This is a genomic window from Pseudomonas sp. TE50-2, assembly GCF_040813665.1.
Classification (GTDB): domain Bacteria; phylum Pseudomonadota; class Gammaproteobacteria; order Pseudomonadales; family Pseudomonadaceae; genus Aquipseudomonas; species Aquipseudomonas soli.
This window is the reverse complement of sequence record NZ_JBFNXN010000001.1, coordinates 1856202-1874852: the sequence shown is the minus strand read 5'-3', so window position 1 is coordinate 1874852 and position 18651 is coordinate 1856202. Positions and strand designations below refer to the sequence as shown.

The 18651-nt window shown below is 64.0% G+C and carries 13 protein-coding genes; 4 read left to right on the top strand and 9 right to left on the bottom strand.

The window, feature by feature from the left end:
• Window positions 1-49 precede the first annotated feature (49 nt).
• The 3 genes from hisG to hisC all read left to right on the top strand — a co-directional run bounded on the left by hisG (window position 50) and on the right by hisC (window position 3186).
• A complete protein-coding gene (hisG, locus tag AAHK21_RS08520) occupies window positions 50-685 on the top strand; it encodes an ATP phosphoribosyltransferase (protein ID WP_023630427.1) in 636 nt (211 codons plus the stop codon).
• 126 nt (window positions 686-811) lie between these two features.
• Window positions 812-2134: a histidinol dehydrogenase gene (hisD, locus tag AAHK21_RS08515; protein ID WP_367857002.1), complete on the top strand. Its 1323-nt coding sequence runs from the start codon at window positions 812-814 to the stop codon at window positions 2132-2134.
• Window positions 2135-2136: 2 nt separating this feature from the next.
• Window positions 2137-3186: a histidinol-phosphate transaminase gene (gene hisC / locus AAHK21_RS08510; protein WP_023630429.1), complete on the top strand. Its 1050-nt coding sequence runs from the start codon at window positions 2137-2139 to the stop codon at window positions 3184-3186.
• Between the two features lie 884 nt (window positions 3187-4070).
• Here the strand turns inward: hisC and AAHK21_RS08505 are convergent.
• From AAHK21_RS08505 to AAHK21_RS08465, 9 genes are all read right to left on the bottom strand, one after another.
• A complete protein-coding gene (locus tag AAHK21_RS08505) occupies window positions 4071-7109 on the bottom strand; it encodes a multidrug efflux RND transporter permease subunit (RefSeq protein WP_367857001.1) in 3039 nt (1012 codons plus the stop codon).
• 13 nt (window positions 7110-7122) lie between these two features.
• A complete protein-coding gene (locus AAHK21_RS08500) occupies window positions 7123-8265 on the bottom strand; it encodes an efflux RND transporter periplasmic adaptor subunit (protein ID WP_367857000.1) in 1143 nt (380 codons plus the stop codon).
• A 222-nt stretch (window positions 8266-8487) separates the two neighbouring features.
• The gene (locus tag AAHK21_RS08495; RefSeq protein WP_367856999.1) at window positions 8488-9585 is read right to left on the bottom strand and encodes a DUF1513 domain-containing protein; all 1098 of its coding nucleotides are present in this window, start codon (window positions 9583-9585) and stop codon (window positions 8488-8490) included.
• Window positions 9586-9587: 2 nt separating this feature from the next.
• Complete coding sequence (locus tag AAHK21_RS08490; protein ID WP_198755793.1) at window positions 9588-10652, bottom strand: imelysin family protein; 1065 nt, start codon at window positions 10650-10652, stop codon at window positions 9588-9590.
• A gap of 18 nt (window positions 10653-10670) precedes the next feature.
• On the bottom strand, window positions 10671-12098 hold the full coding sequence (locus tag AAHK21_RS08485) for a di-heme oxidoredictase family protein (RefSeq protein WP_367856998.1): 1428 nt from the start codon (window positions 12096-12098) through the stop codon (window positions 10671-10673).
• 194 nt (window positions 12099-12292) lie between these two features.
• Window positions 12293-13627: an imelysin family protein gene (locus AAHK21_RS08480; RefSeq protein WP_046856956.1), complete on the bottom strand. Its 1335-nt coding sequence runs from the start codon at window positions 13625-13627 to the stop codon at window positions 12293-12295.
• A gap of 159 nt (window positions 13628-13786) precedes the next feature.
• Window positions 13787-15838, bottom strand: coding sequence for a bifunctional diguanylate cyclase/phosphodiesterase (locus AAHK21_RS08475; protein ID WP_046856955.1), 2052 nt, complete (start codon window positions 15836-15838; stop codon window positions 13787-13789).
• 333 nt (window positions 15839-16171) lie between these two features.
• A complete protein-coding gene (locus AAHK21_RS08470; protein ID WP_046856954.1) occupies window positions 16172-16768 on the bottom strand; it encodes a superoxide dismutase in 597 nt (198 codons plus the stop codon).
• 237 nt (window positions 16769-17005) lie between these two features.
• Window positions 17006-17605: a LysE/ArgO family amino acid transporter gene (locus AAHK21_RS08465; RefSeq protein ID WP_038705505.1), complete on the bottom strand. Its 600-nt coding sequence runs from the start codon at window positions 17603-17605 to the stop codon at window positions 17006-17008.
• Window positions 17606-17729: 124 nt separating this feature from the next.
• Between AAHK21_RS08465 and AAHK21_RS08460 the strand changes: the two genes are divergently transcribed.
• A complete protein-coding gene (locus AAHK21_RS08460; RefSeq protein ID WP_367856997.1) occupies window positions 17730-18620 on the top strand; it encodes a LysR family transcriptional regulator ArgP in 891 nt (296 codons plus the stop codon).
• Window positions 18621-18651 lie beyond the last annotated feature (31 nt).

The following is an 18651-nucleotide window of genomic DNA, read 5'->3' as shown; positions in this document are numbered from 1 at the left end:
CGGGCTGCTGAGCCCGGCCGGCAGTAGACGCTTAAGGACCGACGTTCCAATGTTGACCATCGCGCTATCCAAAGGCCGTATTCTCGACGATACCCTGCCACTGCTGGCCGAGGCTGGTATCGTGCCGACCGAGAATCCGGACAAGAGCCGCAAGCTGATCATCCCCACCACGCAGGATGATGTGCGCCTGCTCATCGTGCGTGCCACCGATGTGCCGACCTATGTCGAGCATGGCGCCGCCGACCTCGGTGTGGCCGGCAAGGACGTGCTGATGGAATACGGTGGCCAGGGCCTGTACGAACCCCTGGACCTGCAGATCGCCCAGTGCAAGCTGATGACCGCTGGCGTAACCGGCGCACCAGAGCCCAAAGGCCGCCTGCGCGTGGCTACCAAGTTCGTCAATGTAGCCAAGCGCTACTATGCCGAACAGGGCCGCCAGGTCGACATCATCAAGCTGTACGGCTCCATGGAGCTGGCGCCACTGATCAACCTTGCCGACAAGATCATCGACGTGGTCGACACCGGCAATACCCTGCGCGCCAACGGCCTCGAGCCCCAGGACCTGATCGCCACGATCAGCTCGCGCCTGGTGGTCAACAAGGCCTCCATGAAGATGCAGCACGCCCGTATCCAGAGCCTGATCGACACCCTGCGCAACGCCGTCGAATCGCGACACCGCGGCTGACCTCTGCGCGCGACCTCCGCTGTCGCGCCCGTCTATCCGCGTCATAGCCTTTTTTCTCAGGTGCCCGCGCGGATGGAGTGGTAGCTTTAGGGCGCCTGAACATCCGCTAATAACGAGGCCCTCGCCATGACCGTGTCCACTGCAATTGCCCGTCTCAACGCCGCTGACCAGGATTTCGCCCGACATCTGGATCATCTGCTGAGCTGGGAAAGTGTGTCCGATGACGCGGTCAACCAGCGCGTGCTCGACATCATCAAGGCCGTGCGTGAGCGCGGTGACCAGGCACTGGTGGAGTTCACCCAGCGTTTCGATGGTGTTGATGCCAAGACGATCGACGACCTGATCCTCGATCGCGAGCGCCTGGAGCTGGCGCTGACGCGCATTACCCCGGTACAGCGCGAGGCCCTGGAAAAGGCCGCCAACCGCGTGCGGATCTACCATGAGCGGCAGAAGCAGGACTCGTGGCAGTACACCGAGGCTGACGGCACTGTCCTCGGCCAGAAGGTCACGCCGCTGGACCGTGCCGGGCTGTATGTGCCTGGTGGCAAGGCGTCGTACCCGTCGTCGGTACTGATGAATGCCATTCCGGCCAAGGTCGCGGGCGTCAGCGAAGTGGTGATGGTAGTGCCGACCCCGCGTGGCGAGGTCAACGAACTGGTACTTGCCGCGGCCTGCATCGCCGGGGTCGACCGTGTGTTCACCGTCGGTGGCGCCCAGGCCGTGGCAGCCCTGGCCTACGGGACCGAGAGCGTGCCGCAGGTGGACAAGATCGTTGGCCCGGGCAACATCTATGTGGCGACCGCCAAGCGCCATGTGTTCGGCCAGGTAGGCATCGATATGATCGCCGGCCCTTCGGAGATCCTGGTGGTCTGCGACGGCCAGACCGACCCGGACTGGATCGCCATGGACCTGTTCTCCCAGGCCGAGCACGACGAGGATGCCCAGGCGATTCTGGTCAGCCCGGACGCCGCTTTCCTCGATCGCGTCGCTGCCAGCATCGACAAGCTGCTGCCGACCATGGAGCGTGCCGATATCATCGAGAAGTCGATCAATGGCCGTGGCGCGCTGATCCAGGTGCGTGACATGCAGCAGGCCATCGAGGTGGCCAACCGCATTGCCCCCGAGCACCTGGAGCTGTCGGTGGCCGATCCGCAGGCCTGGTTGCCGCAGATCCGCCATGCCGGCGCGATCTTCATGGGCCGTCACACCAGCGAGGCGCTGGGCGACTACTGCGCCGGCCCCAACCACGTGCTGCCGACTTCCGGCACCGCGCGCTTCTCTTCGCCACTGGGCGTGTATGACTTCCAGAAGCGTTCGTCGATCATCTTCTGCTCCGAGCAGGGCGCGTCCGAGCTGGGTCATACCGCTTCCGTGCTGGCTCGGGGCGAATCGCTGACCGCCCACGCGCGCAGCGCCGAATACCGCATCCTCAACGAGAAGGGGAACTGAGCATGAGTCGATTCTGGAGTCCCTTCGTCAAGGACCTGGTGCCTTACGTGCCGGGCGAGCAGCCAAAGCTGGCGCGGCTGGTTAAGCTGAACACCAACGAGAACCCCTATGGCCCGTCGCCCAAGGCGCTGGAAGCCATGCGCGGTGAGCTCAACGATAACCTGCGGCTGTATCCGGACCCGAATGGTGACCGGCTCAAGCAGGCGGTGGCCGAATACTACGGTGTGACGCCGGCCCAGGTGTTCGTCGGTAACGGCTCGGATGAGGTGCTGGCGCACATTTTCCACGGCCTGTTCCAGCACGATCGTGGGCCGCTGCTGTTCCCGGACGTCAGCTATAGCTTCTATCCGGTGTATTGCGGTCTGTACGGTATCGCGTTCGAGCAGGTAGCACTGGATGAGCAGTTCCAGATCCGGGTTTCGGACTATAGCAAGCCCAATGCCGGGGTCATCTTCCCCAACCCCAATGCGCCGACCGGCTGCCTGTTGCCGCTTGAGGCGGTCGAGCAACTGCTGCAGGCCAACCGGGATTCGGTGGTGGTGGTCGATGAGGCCTACATCGATTTCGGTGGCGAAACGGCCATCAGCCTGGTTGATCGCTATGACAACCTGCTAGTGACCCAGACCTTGTCCAAGTCGCGGTCGCTCGCTGGGCTACGAGTCGGGCTGGCGGTGGGGCATCCTGACCTGATCGAGGCGTTGGAGCGGATCAAGAACAGCTTCAACTCCTATCCGTTGGATCGCATGGCGATAGTCGGGGCCGCGGCGGCGTTCGACGACCGGGAGTATTTCGATGAGACCTGCCGCAAGGTTATCGACAGCCGGGATGTGCTGGTTTCTGAGTTGGTGGCGCGTGGGTTCGAAGTGCTGCCTTCGGCGGCGAACTTTATCTTTGCCCGGCATCCCGGGCAGGATGCTGCCGGGATCGCGGCGCGGCTTCGTGAGCAGGGGGTGATTGTTCGGCATTTCAAGCAGGAGCGGATTGCTCAGTTCCTGCGGATTACGATTGGGACGCCGGAGATGAACCAGGCTTTGCTTGATGCTTTGAATTGATATCAGGGGTTTGACAGGGGGGCGGATTGGGGGTGGTTGTTCTGACTTCTGATTCGCCCCTTGTTGTTGTTGTTGTTGTTGTTGTTGTTGTTGTTGTTGTTGTTTGGTGGTTTTGGGAGTTGTATGCGCATTCATTTGTGATGTCGACGCTTATTCACCTTTCCGCCCTTACGGCGGCTTACTTTGGTCTTGGCCAAAGTAAGCAAAGCCGTTGCGCTCCATTCATCCGGCCCTCCGCTTCGCTCCGGGTTCCCTCACTCCGGCCTTGCTCCCGGGAGGACCGCGCTGAACGCCCCATCCTGGGGCGCAGCGCTTGACGGGCATCCATGCCCGTCACCTCCCTCCGCAAGACCTGCGTTCGGCCTCCTGAAGTCGCGAAGTTACGGGCGGCGCCTGGACTAACGCAGCTAGTCGCTAGTTGCCATCGTGGGAACTCTAGATCAACATCGCGGGGCAAGCCCGCTCCCATCATAGTTTGACTACGTGATTCAACGTGGGAGCAGGCTTGCCCCGCGATAGCGTAATGAAGAACAACATAACAGCCACTAACAAAACCAACATATCTGCTCTTGATCTTGCTTCTAAGTGCGCGATAGTTCAGGCGACACAAGTTGCGACTTCAGGAGGCCGAGTGGAGTTCTTGCGTAGTGGGGCGACGGCCATGGATGGCCGTCGAGCGCTGCGCCCCAGGATGGGGCGTACAGCGCGGTACCCACGGGAGCAAGAACGGAGCGAGGGAACCCCGGAGCGAAGCGTAGGGGCCGTATGAACGGAGCCGAACGGTTTTGCCGACTTTTGCCACGACAAAAGTCGGCCGCCGTAAGGGCGGAAAGGTGACTAAATGTCGATATCGTCTACGAATACGCCTACAAAACCAAAAACAATCACCTACGAATACCAATCCCTTCCTTATGCGCCAAAACACTATAAATGCACGGTAAAACAAACAACGTAAACAAAGTCCCCACCGACATCCCGGTAGCAATCACCATCCCGATATCAAACCGGCTGACCGCCCCGGCCCCGGTAGCCAGAATCAAGGGCACCATGCCAAACACCATGGCCGCCGTGGTCATCAGCACCGGTCGCAGGCGAATCGCAGCGGCTTCTTCGATCGCCTCACGTACCCCAAGCCCCCGCTCGTCCCGTAGCTGATTGGCAAACTCGACAATCAGAATCCCATGCTTGGTAATCAGCCCGATCAGTGTCACCAACCCCACCTGGGTATAGATGTTCATGCTCGAGACCCCAAGGAACAGCGGCAAGAGCGCCCCGCAGATGGACAACGGCACGGTCACCAGAATCACCAGCGGATCGCGGAAGCTCTCGAACTGCGCCGCCAGCACCAGGAAGATGATCGCCAGCGCCAGGCCGAAGGTCACCCACAACGCGCTCCCCTCCTGGACGAACTGCCGCGCTGTCCCGGCATAGTCCAGCGAAAAGCCTTCCGGCGCCTCTTCGCGGGCAATGGCGCGCACGGTTTCCAGTGCTTCACCCATGCTCACCAGCGGAACGCCCTGGATGATCGCCGAGTTCAGCTGCTGGAACTGGTTGAGCTGTCGCGGCCGGGCCCGGTCGCTCAGGGTGATCAAGGTCGATAATGGCAACAGCTGGCCTTGCTCGTTCTTCACGTAATAGTTGTTCAGCCAACCGGGGTTGGCGCGGTAGGGCCGTTCGACCTGGGCGATGACCTTGTAGCTGCGGCCCTCCAGCGTGAAGCGGTTGATCTCGGCCTCGCCCAGCAAGGTCGCCAGGGTGCTCCCCAGTGTGTCCATCGACACGCCCATCTGCGCCGCCTTGGCGCGGTCGATGTCGATCACCACCTCGGGTTTGTCGAAGGCCAGGTCGATGTCGAGGAAGGCGAATTTGCCCGAGGCCTGGGCGCGCTCCTTGACCCGTTGCGCCACCTCCAGTAGCGCCGGGTAGTCACCGGCGGTGTTGATCACCAGCTGGAACGGCAGGCCCTCGCCGGTGCCGGGCAGCGATGGCAGGTTGAAGCCGAAGATCTGCAGGCCGCCGATCTGTTCTAGTTCGGCCTGCACCAGTGGCAGCAGCTGCATCTGCGTGCGCTCGCGTTCGTTCCAGGGTTTGAGCAGGAAGCCGCCGATACCGCTCTGCACACCGTTGAAACCATTGATCTGGAATGACGAGTAGTACTCGGGGAAGCCCTTGAAGATCGGCGTGAACTGGTCGGTATAGGCGTTGAGGTAGTCGAGGTTCGCGGTCTGCGGCGAACTGCTCATCATGAAGATCACCCCCTGGTCCTCCTCCGGGGCCAGCTCGTTGCGGGTGAACATCAGCAGCACCGGGATCAGGCACAGGATGAGCACGGCGAACACCAGCACCACCGGGCGGCTGTTCAGCGTGCCGTGCAGCAGACGCTGGTAGCGGACCTTGAGCGATTCGAAGATCAGGTCCAGGCGGTGGGCCAGGCCGCTGGGGTTTTGTTCATGGCGCAGCAGCACGGCGCACATCATGGGCGAGAGGGTGAGGGCGACGACCCCGGAGATGACCACGGCACCGGCCAAGGTCAGGGCAAACTCCTTGAACAGGGCGCCGGTCAGCCCGGTAAGAAAACCAATGGGAGCGTACACAGCAGCCAAGGTGATAGTCATCGACACGACCGGCAGGGCGATCTCGCGGGCACCCTCCAGGGCCGCTTCGAAGGGCGTCTTGCCTTCTTCGATATGACGGTGGATGTTTTCCACCACGACGATGGCGTCATCCACCACCAGGCCGATGGCCAGTACCATCGCCAGCAGGGTCAGCAGATTCAGCGAATAGCCCATCATCTGCATGAAGAACAGCACGCCGATCATCGACAGCGGGATGGTCACCACCGGGATCACCACTGACCGCAGGGCGCCGAGGAACAGGAACACCACGACGATGACGATCAGCACCGCTTCGCCGAGGGTCTTGATCACTTCGTCGATGGAGGCCTGGATGAACAGGGTGGCGTCGTAGGCAATGGACACCTTCAGGCTGGAGGGCAGTTCTTCTTCGAGCTGCGGCATGATCCGCCGCACTTCCTTGATCACCTCCAGCGGGTTGGCCGCCGGCGTGGCCTTGATGCCGATGTAAACCGAGGGCGTGCCGTCGAACGAACTGACCGTGTCGTAGTTTTCCGCACCCATTTCCACTCGGGCCACGTCACCCAGCAGCACCCGGCTGTCACCGCTGGTCTTCACCGGCAGGGCTGCGAAGGCCTCGGCAGACTTGAGTTCGGTGGTGGCGTTGATGCTGGTGACCACGTACTCGCCCTTCACTTCGCCGGCCGCGGAGAGGAAGTTGTAGCGGCGCACGGCGTTGGTCACGTCCACCGCCGACAGGCCGAAGCCGGCCAGCTTCACCGGGTCGATCCAGATACGCATGGCGAACACCTGGTTGCCGAGGATCTCGGCCTCGGCCATGCCCGGCAACGTGGCCAGCTTGGGCTGGATGACCCGTGACAGGTAGTCGGTGATCTGCGGGTTGCTCATTTCCTTGCTGTAGAAGCTGATGTACATCAGTGCCGAGGCGTCGGCGGCCTCCTTGCTCAGTACCGGATCCTCGGAGTCCTGGGGCAGCTTGTTGCGCACCTCGTTGGCCTTGGCCAGCAACTGGGTGAACAGGCGGTCGGTGTCGGCGCCGATCCGCGCGTAGACCGAAATGATCGAGAAGTTCTGCCGGCTCACCGAGGTCATGTAGTCGATGCCGTCGGCGCTGGCCAGGCTCTGCTGCAGCGGCTGGGTGATGTAGCCCTGGATGGTCTCGGCGTTGGCCCCGGGGTAGGCGGTGGTCACCGTGATCAGGGCGTTTTCCATCTGCGGGTACTGGCGGATCTGCAGCTTGCTCCAGGCCTGCAGACCCAGCAGCAGGATCAACAGGCTGACCACGCAGGCCAGCACTGGGCGGCGGATGAACGGGTCGGTGAACGCCATGGCCGCCTCCCGTTCACTGCGCGCCAGACGCGGCGGGCTTCAGGGCCGAATCGGCGCTGATGCGGATCGCCGCGCCCGGGCTCAGCTTGAGCTGACCGGCGGTGACGACCTGGTCGCCGGCCTGCAGGCCCTTGAGCACCACGACCCAACCCTCGCGGCGCTCGCCGGTCTGCACGGTGAGTTGTTCGGCGATCAGTTGCGGCTGATCGTTGGCATCGCGCAGCGGCTGGCCGTCCTCGCCCTTTTTCGGGCTGACGCGATACACCGAGTTGCCGTAGAGGGTGTAGGTGATGGCATTTTCCGGCACCACGACCTGCGGTTGCGGGTCGGGCAGCAGCAGTTGCAGGCTGGCGAACATGCCCGGCAGCAGCTTGCCCTCGGGGTTGGCCAGGGTGGCGCGGACCAGCAGGTTACGCGTGCTTTCCTCGACCTTGGGGTTGATCGCGCTGAGGCTGGCGGGGAAGGTCTGGTCAGGGTAGGCGGCCACCTGGGCCAGCACCCGCTGGCCGAGGCTCAGGTGCGGTAGGGCCTGCTCGGGCACATTGAAATCGACGTAGAGGCTGGACAGATCCTGCAGGGTGGCGATTACCGTGCCGCTGGGCAGGTAGGCGCCGACGTCCACCTGGCGGATGCCGATGGTGCCGCTGAACGGAGCGCTGATGCTTTTTTTCGCCAGCGATGCCTTGAGCTGGTCGACCACGGCCTGGTTGCGCCGGTACTGGCTGGTCAGGCGGTCGTACTCGCCACGGGAGATCGCCGAGTCGCCGACCAGTTGGCTGCCACGGCCGAAGTCGACCTTGGCCAGTCCCAGGTCAGCCTGGGCGGTACCGAGCAGGGCGGTTTCCTGGTCGCTGTCCAGCTGCAGCAGCAACTGACCAGCCTTGACCTGCTGCCCGGACTCGAAATGCAGTGACTTCACCGTGCCGGCCACTTCCAGGCTCAACTCAACGCCCTGGTAGGCCTTGAGGCTACCGACCGCCGGCAGGCGCTCCTGCCACTGGCGTAGCTCGGCCTGGGCCGCGGCAACGCTGACCGGGGGCCTGGGCTGCGAGAACATCTGCACTTGCCGGTAGATGGAAAAGGCCTTGATGCCCCCCAGGATCAACACGATCAGCAGGACGACGGCCAACATGATCAGCATGCGGCGGCGCAACATGGTCCGGTTCCCTGGAGGTGGATTTTGTTGTTCGTCGGGCACGACCACGGGCGATCCGGCCCACGTGCGATGGGGCAAGTATTGTCGGTTTTCTGGAAAAGGGGAGGGGGAGTTGGCTTGTGTCGGCGCTATCGCAAGATAAGCCCGCTCTCACAGGTATTGCGTATCAGCTGTGGGAGCGGGCTTGTCCCGCGATGAGGCCGGTAGGTCCTGGCAGAAAAATCAGACCAGATGCAGGTGGTTGTCCCAGAGCCCGGACGGCAGGTCCATGGGTTGCCCGATCAACTGCGCCTGGCGGCAATCATAGAAGCGGCAGCGGCCTTGCCCGGAGGTGACGACGAAACCATCCTTCACCGCTCCGACCCCGGCGCAATCGGGCATCGGCGCATCAAGTTTGACTGCGCCGCTGTCCAGGTCCCAGATGAACAGGCGGTTGGCCCGCGGCGCGGTCAGCGCCACCAGGCGCAGGTCGCTGTGAATGGCGACGCTGGCGGTGTACTGGGCCATCGATTGCAGCTGACGCTCCGGCACCGGGAAGGCCTGGAACGGCTCGCCCGGGCGCTTGATCGCCAGCAGTTCGGCGGTTTCTTCCGAGCCCCCCATGAACTGCTGGCAGGCGGCGATGGTGCCATCTTCGCCAACTGCCAGGTGACGCACGCTGTTCATCTGCTGGGCCAGGGTCTCCTTGCTCAGCAGCGTGCCGTCACGCTGCATCAGCACCAGGCTCGGTTCCATGGCGTCGAGGTTCATCTCCACCCGGCTCTCGGCCTCGGTGCGGATGCCGCCGTTGGCCACCACCAGGGTCTCGCCGTCGGGCAGCCAGGCCACTTCATGGGGCCCGATGCCGTGGGTGGAGAGTTCGCCGCTGTGCACCAGGCGCTCGCCCTCGAAGCGGTAGACGCCCAATACGCCACGGCCCGGGTCGCTGGTGTCGTTCTCGGTCGCATACAGCCACTCGCCACCCTTGTGGATCACCGCGTGGCCATAGAAGTGCCGGCTGGGCTGTGAGGCGAGGATCTGCAGCAGGCGCCCGTCACGCAGGTCGACCAGATAGCTCTCGGTGCCGGGCCGGCGGGCGACGAACAGCGCGATCGGCAGCGTCGGGTGGTTGATGATCGCATGGCAACGCTGGGCCACCTGGGTGCTGAACACCTGGGTGCCGTCCAGGCGAAAGCCGACGGCGTAGTGCTTGCCGTCGCCGTCGTCGCGGGCCGAAAGCAGCAAGGGTTCGCTGCCTTTGCCGCGGAACAGGCTCCAGCCACCCAGGGTGAGGGCGCTGAGCAGAACGCTACCGAGTTTCAGGGCCTGGCGTCGCAGCATGATCAGTCACCGTCGTTGGCGTTGAAGCCCAGCTGGATGTTCAGCGCCTTGGCCAGCTCGCCTTCGTGCAGGCGGTGGACGACGTTGAGGGCATCGTAGATCTGGTTGAGGGTCTGTTTGCCAGCGTCATCGGCCAGCAGTTCGCCGAGGGTCTTCTGGTTGTCGGCCAGCAGCTTGAGCGCAGCAGCATAGGCGTCGTCTATCTTCTGTGCCAGTGCCGCCTGGTCCTTGCCCAGCAGTCCGCGCAGGCCTTGGTTGTCGACCCCGACCCAGACGGTCTGGGCGGCCTTGAGCGAGGCTTCCAGGCTCTTGATCGAGGAGTGGCTGCGCCAGGCCTCGGCTTGCAGCGGTTGGGCAATGCCCTTGCTCTGCCGGCCCATCGGCGCGCCGAGCTTTTTCTTCAGGCTGTCCAGGGCGGTGACCTGGGCACGCAGCACGTCGGCGATCGCCTCGTGGGAGTCAGCGTAGCGCTGGTTGGGGAACTTGGTCATCTGCGACAGCATGCCGTCGGTGCTGTTCCAGCCTTTGAGGATCTCTTCGGCCAAGGCCTTCTGGTGTTCGCCGATGGCGACCAGCAGCGGGCAGTAGCGGGCTTTCTGTTCGGCGCTGGCGATGTCTGGCTTGCTGTCGAACAGGATGTATTCGTAGGCGGACAGGCCACGGACCACGACGCTGGCCTTGCCCAGCGATTCGACGGTGACTGCCTGCTCGCCGTTGACCAGTTGCTCGACCTGGCGGCCGACCAGGTTCTTCTTGTCTGGCCAGAACTGCACCTGCCAGGCACGGTTGCCTTCGGCCAGCGGGCCGACCAGCAATGGCTGCAATTCGGCCCAGGCTTTTTGCGCGTTGAGGAAGTCGGCGCGGGCGGTCTCGAGGTCCTGCTTGCCCTCACAGTAGGCCAGGGCGCTGGCGGCCAGTTGCCGGTCAGCCTCGACCCAGCGGCTGTAGGTCGGCAGGATCACTTGCTTGGCGATGGCCGCGGAGGTCACTGCCTGTGGGTCCTGCGGCGAGCAGGCGCCCAAGGCGAGTGCGGCGAGGCTGGTGAACAACAGTTTGGGTCGGAACATGCCCGGCTCCTTGTGCGTTTAAAGTGAGTTCAGGAACGCCAGCAGCGCGGCGCGCTGCTCGGCATTGAAGGTCAGTACATGGTCGCGCGCCGCCTGGGCTTCGCCGCCGTGCCAGAGCACGGCCTCGAGCAGGTTGCGGGCGCGGCCGTCATGCAGGAACTGGGTGTGGCCGCTGACGGTTTCGCTCAGGCCGATACCCCACAGCGGTGGGGTGCGCCAGTCCTGGCCGTTGGCGGCAAATTCGGTGCGCTCGTCACTCAAGCCCGGGCCCATGTCGTGCAGCAACAGGTCGCTGTAGGGGCGGATCACCTGGTTGGCCAGTTCCGGCTCGGCCGCATTGGCGGCGGTGGTGAATTGCGGGGTGTGGCAGCCCTGGCAACCGGCTTGGTAGAACAGGTTCTTGCCGGCCAGTACCTGCGGCGCATCGACGTTGCGCCGTGCCGGCACGGCAAGGTTGCGGGTGTAGAAGGTGACCAGGCGCAGGATATTGTCACTGACCTCCTTTTCGCCGCCCTGGCCATCGCCATTGGGCGCGGCCAGGCAATCGACCTGCGCTGCGGTGCAGTCGTCCTTGGGCAACAGGGTGGTGGTCAGGCCCATGTCGCCGGCGAAGGCGTGCACGTTCTGCTGGTTGACGTTGGGCTGCCCTGCCTTCCAGCCGAAGCGGCCGACCACGGTCTTGCCCTGGGCATCGTCCCACACTCGGTTGGCGCGGCCACGGATGCCGTCGCGATTGTGGTCGTCCGGGTCCTCGTTGGCCAGCAGGTCGGCTTCGGGGATGGCCTCGAGCAGGCCCAGGCCAATCATCGGCGGGGCGACCCGGGCGGAAAAGCGGGTGTCCGGGTGCAGCGGACCGTAGCCGAGCTGGCTGATCTGCAGGGTCGGGCGGCGCAGCTCGACCTGGTGGCCGTCCGCGAAGGCGACGCTGTGGCTGTCGTAGGTCACGCGGACCTTGCCTTCCGGGGCCACGCCGGGGATGGCCATGTCCTGCAGCTGGGTGCCGTAGACCGGTTCGGGGACCACGCCCAGGCGCTCGATCACCTGGGCGTAGTACGGCTGGTCGGGGATCGACAGGCGCACCAGCATCGACACCGCGTTGCTGTCGTCTGGCTCCGGTGGATGGCCGCGACCGTCGCGCACGTGGCAGTTCTGGCAGGCGTTGGTGTTGAACAACGGGCCGAGGCCATCGCGCGCAGTGGTGGTGGAAGGGGCGATCACCCAGGGGTTGCGGAAGAAGCTGTTGCCCACGGCGAAGTCCAGGCGTCGTTCGGGCGTGAGATTGGCCGAGGGCAGCGAGTAGGCGTTGCGATCGCTGCGCTGCACCGTCGCCTTGCCGCCGGAGAGCGCCTCGCCGGGCTCGGCCTGGGTGAAACGCGGGGCGTCGTCACAGGCGGCGAGGGTGAAGGCCAGCAGCAGGGGGCTTAGGCGGAGCAAGGACATCGACAATCCTGGGCATGGGCGAAAAACCGGCGTGCAAGCTTATCAGGCCGGGGGTGATTGAATAAGAGCAATTTGCAATTGCCAGATGAAATTGGCTTTACCTGGAAATGTCCGCACCCGTCCATTTCGCTCCCGGAGGCGCATGACACGGAAATGAAAAAGGCGGCCCGAAGGCCGCCTCTGCTGAACCGCAACGCTGATCAGAATTCGTGATCGGCGGTGTCCGGGTTCAGGTTGTCGATGCCCAGCTTGCCCGCGGCCTGCTCGATCGCGCCGGTCTGCTTGACCAGGGAGGCGATGGCGTCACGCACGATCTGGTTGCCGGCGGCGTTGTCGGCGGCGATCAGCTGGTCGTAGTGCTCGCCCTTGAGGGCGTGGTCGACGATCACCTGGATCTTGGCTTCGGTGGCTTCCAGGTCGGCCTTGAGGGTGGCGTCGGTGGCTGGGTCGGCCTTGGCCACCAGCGACGACAGGCTCGGGCCGCTCAGCTTGCTGCCGTCGACACGGGTGTACTCGCCCAGGTAGACGTTGCGGATGCCCTTGGCGTCGTAGAAGTGCGAGTAGTGGGTGTTGTCGCTGAAGCAGTCGTGTTCGTCTTCCGGCGAGTTGGCCTCCAGCGAGACCTTCATGCGCTCGCCCGCCAGTTCTCCCAGCGACAGGCTGCCCATGCCGAACAGCATCTTGCGCAGGCCATCGTTGGCCGGCTCTTTTTCCAGGCTGGCGCGGTAGTTGTCGGCGACGTTCGGCGCCCAGTTGCCGACCATTTCCTCGAGGTCCTTGACCAGCAGGTCGGTGGCCGCCTTCAGGTAGGCACGGCGACGGTCGTTGTGCCCGCCGGTGGCACCTTTGCCTTCGAGGTAGTCGGAGGCCGGGCGGTTGCCCGCGCCTGGGCCGGTGCCGTTGAGGTCCTGGCCCCAGAGCAGGAATTCGATGGCGTGGTAGCCGGTGGCGACGTTGGCTTCGGAACCGCCCAGCTCGTTCAGGCTGGCCAGCTTCTCGGGGGTGATGTCCTTGACGTCGATCTTGTCTTCGCCCACCTGGATCTCGGTGTTGGCGATGATGTTGGCGTTGGCCGCCGGGTTGCCCAGGGCGTGCTCGTAGCTCTTGTCGACGTAGTCGATCAGGCCTTCGTCCAGGGGCCAGGCGTTCACCTGGCCTTCCCAGTCGTCGATGATGGTGTTGCCGAAGCGGAAGACTTCGCTCTGCAGGTACGGTACGCGCGAGGCGACCCAGGCGTCCCGGGCGGCTTTGAGCGTCTGGTCGTCGGGCTTGGCGAGGAAGGCGTCGACGGCGGTCTGCAACTGCTTGGCGGTGCTCAGCGAGTCGCTGTACACGGCATGGACCATCTCGGCGTAGTGCTTGACCACGGCCTTGGCGGCGGCTTCATCGACAGCCCCTGGTGCCGCGGTGGTGGTGGCAGCGGCAGGTGCCTGGGCTTGCGGTGCGGCGGCCTTGTCGTCCTTGCCTTCGCCGCAACCGGCGAGGGCGATGGCGATGGCCAGCAGACTGGCGGAGGCCAGAGGCATTCGAATCATTGTTGGTTTCCTGCGTCGTGTGGTTGGACCATGGGTGGACCGTGCGCCGTGGCACGCGAAACCGCAACATCATGCGAAAGATTTGCATTTGCTGTAAAGGGGCGGGCGCGCATTTCATGCAAACGCCCGTTTGCGCTGCTTGGCCAGGTTGGCGTGGGGTTACAGCGCGGAAACCTGGTTGCGTTGCGCCTGCTTGAGGAAGTTGGTCAGTTCGCGCGCGGACAACGGTTTGCTGTAGTGGTAGCCCTGACCCTCATGGCAGCCCTGGGCGATGATGTAGGTCTCCTGTTCGGCGGTTTCCACGCCTTCGGCGATCACCTGCATGCCCAGGCTCTTGCCCAGCTGGATGATGGCGCGAACGATGGTGGCGTCGTCATCGTCGTCGAGCAGGTCCTGGACGAAGCTCTTGTCGATCTTGATCTTGTCCAGCGGCAGCGACTTCAGGTAGCTGAGCGAGGAGTAACCGGTGCCGAAGTCGTCGATGGCGATCAAGGCCCCTGAGCGGCGCAGGCTCAGCAAGTGCTGGGCGGCGGTGCTGATGTCTTCCATCAGGCCGGTCTCGGTGACTTCCAGCTCCAGGCTGCGCGGTGGCAGGCGGTAGGCCTGCAGCAGGTTGTTGACCACCCGTGGCAGCTCGTTGTGGTGCAGTTGCACGGTGGACAGGTTGACCGCCATGCGCAGCTCGCTGAAGCCCTGGTCGTGCCATTCGCGCAATTGCCGGCAGGCCTGGTCAAGCACCCACTCGCCGATGCTGATGATGCTGCCGTTCTGCTCGGCTAGGGGGATGAACTGGTCGGGCGGGACCATGCCCAGCTCCGGGTGCTGCCAGCGCAGCAAGGCTTCGACGCCGACCACGCGGTGGTCGCGGTAGCTGATCTGCGGCTGGTACACCAGGTACAGCTGGTTGCGCGGCAGGGCTTCGCGCAGGTCCTTTTCCAGTTCGCGGCGGCGGCGCATCTCGCTGTCGACGCTGGCGATGTAGAACTGGTAGCGGTTGCGCGAGCGGGCCTTGGCCAGGGTCATGGTCTGCTCGGCCTTTTGCAGCAGCTTCTCGGTGCTGTCGCCGTCCTCGGGGAACAGGGTGATGCCGATGGTGGCGCGCAGGCGGATCTGCTGGTGGTCGAGGTCGAAGGGCGCCTCGAGGTCGTCGAGGATGCTCTGGGCCAACTCGGCGGCTTCGTAGGGCTGTTCGATATTGGCCTGGACCAGGGCGAACTGGTCGCCGCCCAAGCGGGCCAGGGCGCCGAGGCGGCCGCTGTGGGCGCGCAGGCGGTCGGCCAGGGCCAGCAGCAGCTGGTCGCCGACCTGGTAGCTGAACTGCTCGTTGATGCCCTTGAAGTCGTCCAGGCCCACGCACAGCACGGCGACGCGGCGTTGCAGGCGGCCACCGTCGACGAGGATCTTGTCCAGTTGCTGCTGCAGTTGCTGGCGATTGGGCAGGCCGGTGAGGAAGTCGTACTGGGCCATGCGTTGCAGGCTGTTCTCGGCCTCGTGGCGCAGGTGGGTGTTGCGCTCGATCGAGGCCAGCAACTGGTTGGCGGTGTTGACCCAGATGCCCAGTTCGTTGCGCTCGTGCCCCTTGAGCAGGGGGATCTGGTGCTGGCTGGGGCGGTCGGGGTTGATTTGCGTCAGGTGCTCGATGATCTTCGACAGCGGCTTGGTCAGCAGCCAGTGGTACACCAGGTACAGCACCAGGCCCATGGCCAGGGCGCGCAGCACGCCGGAGATGAAGATGATCACCGCGTTGACCAGGAAACCCTCGCCATAGGCGGAGGTGTCGAGGGTGATGCTCAGGTCGCCGTAGTATTCACTGTAGGGGCCGCGGCCAACCAGTTGCGTGGTGTAGGTGCGCTCCTGGCCGAGGATCAGGTCGGTCAGCCAGCGCATGGACATGTCCTGCAGTGGCCGGGATTTTTCCGCGAGCATGGTTTCGTTGGGGTGGCCGATGGAGGCCATGCGCACCGAGCCGTCCTGGAACAGGCCTTCCATCACCTGCATGCCCATTTCCCGGTCGAGGCTGTACACCGCCTGCGTCGAGGGGTCGCGGAACATGTCGAGGATGCGCTGGGCGTCGTTGTTCACCGACTGGCGGGTCTTGTAGGCGTCATAGACGATCTGCGCACAGCTGAGTACGACGCCGACAGCCAATGCCGAGAGCAGTACGACCCGCAGCAACTTGACCGATAAGCTGTTTCGGAATTCCAGCTTCAATGGGGTTTCCTTAATCCATGCGCATGCCATTATTTTGCCATCAACCATGGCGACAGACTATCGACCGAATGCCCCGGCAGGCAACACGTCCGTCGACGGATCTGCCCTTGGCTCTATATCGGTTGAGCGGTCATGCGACTTGAGTGCGCTGCGTCAACTTTCCAGAAGGTTGATGTTAGCGCGCTATGCGGGCTGAGCAAGAGCGCGCGGATGGGTTGCAGGCAATTCTGTCAGGTTGGCCCTGGTGGCAGCGAGCTTGCTTGGCGCTAGCGTCATGCCAGGCAACAAAAAACCCGGCACGAGGCCGGGTCTTTTTGCAGGCTTGGCGAACAATCAGGCCGTGAAGACCTTGCCTTCGAACTGCTCGGCAACGAACTTCCAGTTGACCAGGTTCCAGAACGCCTCGACGTACTTCGGACGCAGGTTGCGGTAGTCGATGTAGTAGGCGTGTTCCCAGACGTCGCAGGTCAGCAGCGGGGTGTCGCCGCTGGTCAGCGGGCAGCCGGCGCCGATGGTGCTGGCCAGGGCCAGGGAACCGTCAGCCTTCTTCACCAGCCAGCCCCAGCCGGAACCGAAGGTGCCGACCGAAGTCTTGGTGAACTCTTCCTTGAACTTGTCGAAGGAGCCGAAAGCAGCGGTGATGGCGTCAGCCAGGGCACCGGTCGGCTGGCCGCCGCCGTTTGGCGACAGGCATTCCCAGTAGAAGGAGTGGTTCCAGATCTGAGCGGCGTTGTTGAAGATGCCGCCCGAAGAGCTCTTGACGATCTCTTCCAGGGTCTTGCCTTCGAATTCGGTGCCTGGGACCAGGTTGTTCAGGTTCACGACATAGGTGTTGTGGTGCTTGTCGTGGTGATACTCCAGGGTTTCCTTGGAGATGTGCGGCTGCAGGGCATCGTGGGCGTATGGCAGCGGCGGCAATTCAAAAGCCATGGTGGATCTCCTGATTCAGGTCTGTTCGCGGTATGCGCAAGGCCGATCACGGGCGGCCCGGTGAGCGTCGGCGAGTTTGTACTCTTTGCGACGCAAGGGCTGGATCATAGCACCGGCCTTGGCGCTTAACCACGCAACATCTATAGGGAATAGAGGTTCCAGAGCGGTTGGCTGGGGCCGACAGGTGGGCTGCGTAATTGTCGCGGTCAGTGTGGGATACCCGGTTTTTTCGCGGCGTCAGTTGAAGATCAACTGCGCCGCCACCGCGAACATCATCACCGCCACCATCAGGTCCAGCATGCGCCAGGTCGCCGGACGTGCCAGCCATGGGGCCAGCCAGGCGGCGCCGATCGCCAAGGTCGAGAACCATACCAGCGAGGCACTGGCGGCGCCGGCCACGTAGGCGCCGGGCACGGTCTGCTGGGCGCCGAGGGAGCCGATCAGCAACACGGTATCGAGGTAGACGTGCGGATTGAGCAGGGTCACCGCCAGGGCGCTGAGCAAAACCGCGCGGCGCGAACGCATGCCCTGGCCTTCCTGATGCTGCAGGCTCTGTTTCGAGCAGGCGCTGCGCAGGGCCTTGGCGCCGTACCAGATCAGGAACAGCGCGCCGCCCCAGCGGGCCACGGCCAGCAGTGTCGGGTTGTGCGCCAGCACCGTGGCCAGGCCGAACACCCCGGCGGCGACCAGCAGCGCATCGCAGACGATGCACAGTGCCGCCACTGGCAGGTGGTGTTCACGGCGCAGACTTTGCGCCAGGACGAAGGCGTTCTGCGCGCCGATGGCCATGATCAGGCCGAAGGCCACCAGCATGCCGTTGAGATAGCTTTGCCACATAGCGGGAACACTCCACTGGCGCCGATGCGAGATCGGCGCGGGTTGCCAAGAAAGATGTGGCTATTGTGGCGGCTGTGGCGCTATAAGAAAAACAAATAGAGCTGATCAGTCATTAGAGAAATCGATGTTCGATTACAAACTGCTCGCTGCCCTCGCCGCGGTGATCGAGCAAGGTGGTTTCGAGCGCGCGGCCCAGGTGCTGGGGTTGTCGCAATCGGCCATCTCGCAACGCATAAAGCTGCTCGAGGCACGGGTTGGCCAGCCGGTGCTGGTGCGCGCCACGCCACCGAGCCCGACGGAAGTCGGGCGCCAGTTGCTCAACCATGTGCAGCAGGTGCGCCTGCTCGAGCGCGACCTGCAACGCCAGGTGCCGGCACTGGACGAGGACGGCATGCCCGAGCGCCTGCGCATCGCCCTCAACGCCGACAGCCTGGCAACCTGGTGGGCCGGTGCGGTGGGGCCGTTCTGTGCCGAGCAGCAGGTGCTGCTCGATCTGGTGGTCGAGGACCAGGACGTCGGCCTGAAACGCATGCGCGCCGGTGAAGTCGCGGCCTGCCTGTGTGGCAGTGAACGGCCGGTGGCCGGAGCGCGCAGCCTGCCGTTGGGCTCGATGCGCTATCGGGCGCTGGCCAGCCCCATGTTCATGGCGCGTTACTTTGCCAAGGGGTTCGCGGTCGAGCGCCTGGCCCGTGCCCCGGCAATCGTGTTCGGGCCGGACGATTTCCTGCAGCATCGCTACCTGGCGTCGTTAGGGGTACAGGAGGGTTTCCTGCATCACCTGTGCCCCTCGTCCGAAGGTTTCATGCGCATGACCGAGGCCGGCCTCGGCTGGGGGCTGGTGCCGGAGCGGCAGGTGGCCAAGCAGCTGGCACGTGGCGAGCTGGTGGAAATCTGTGCCGATACACCCATCGACGTGCCGTTGTACTGGCATCATTGGCGCAACGGCGGGCAGTTGCTCGCCCAGTTGACCGACCACCTGCGCCATTCGGCGCAGGACTGGCTGGTGCCCTTGTAGGCACTTCAAGCGTCAGCTGCATCCGAAATAG

What these genes read in the sequence shown, in the direction of transcription:
- hisG (WP_023630427.1), top strand. Translation starts at nt 50, where the DNA reads ATGTTGACCATCGCGCTATCCAAAGGCCGTATTCTCGACGATACCCTG.
- hisD (WP_367857002.1), top strand. Translation starts at nt 812, where the DNA reads ATGACCGTGTCCACTGCAATTGCCCGTCTCAACGCCGCTGACCAGGAT.
- hisC (WP_023630429.1), top strand. Translation starts at nt 2,137, where the DNA reads ATGAGTCGATTCTGGAGTCCCTTCGTCAAGGACCTGGTGCCTTACGTG.
- AAHK21_RS08505 (WP_367857001.1), bottom strand. Translation starts at nt 7,109, where the DNA reads ATGGCGTTCACCGACCCGTTCATCCGCCGCCCAGTGCTGGCCTGCGTG.
- AAHK21_RS08500 (WP_367857000.1), bottom strand. Translation starts at nt 8,265, where the DNA reads ATGTTGCGCCGCCGCATGCTGATCATGTTGGCCGTCGTCCTGCTGATC.
- AAHK21_RS08495 (WP_367856999.1), bottom strand. Translation starts at nt 9,585, where the DNA reads ATGCTGCGACGCCAGGCCCTGAAACTCGGTAGCGTTCTGCTCAGCGCC.
- AAHK21_RS08490 (WP_198755793.1), bottom strand. Translation starts at nt 10,652, where the DNA reads ATGTTCCGACCCAAACTGTTGTTCACCAGCCTCGCCGCACTCGCCTTG.
- AAHK21_RS08480 (WP_046856956.1), bottom strand. Translation starts at nt 13,627, where the DNA reads ATGATTCGAATGCCTCTGGCCTCCGCCAGTCTGCTGGCCATCGCCATC.
- AAHK21_RS08470 (WP_046856954.1), bottom strand. Translation starts at nt 16,768, where the DNA reads ATGGCTTTTGAATTGCCGCCGCTGCCATACGCCCACGATGCCCTGCAG.
- AAHK21_RS08465 (WP_038705505.1), bottom strand. Translation starts at nt 17,605, where the DNA reads ATGTGGCAAAGCTATCTCAACGGCATGCTGGTGGCCTTCGGCCTGATC.
- AAHK21_RS08460 (WP_367856997.1), top strand. Translation starts at nt 17,730, where the DNA reads ATGTTCGATTACAAACTGCTCGCTGCCCTCGCCGCGGTGATCGAGCAA.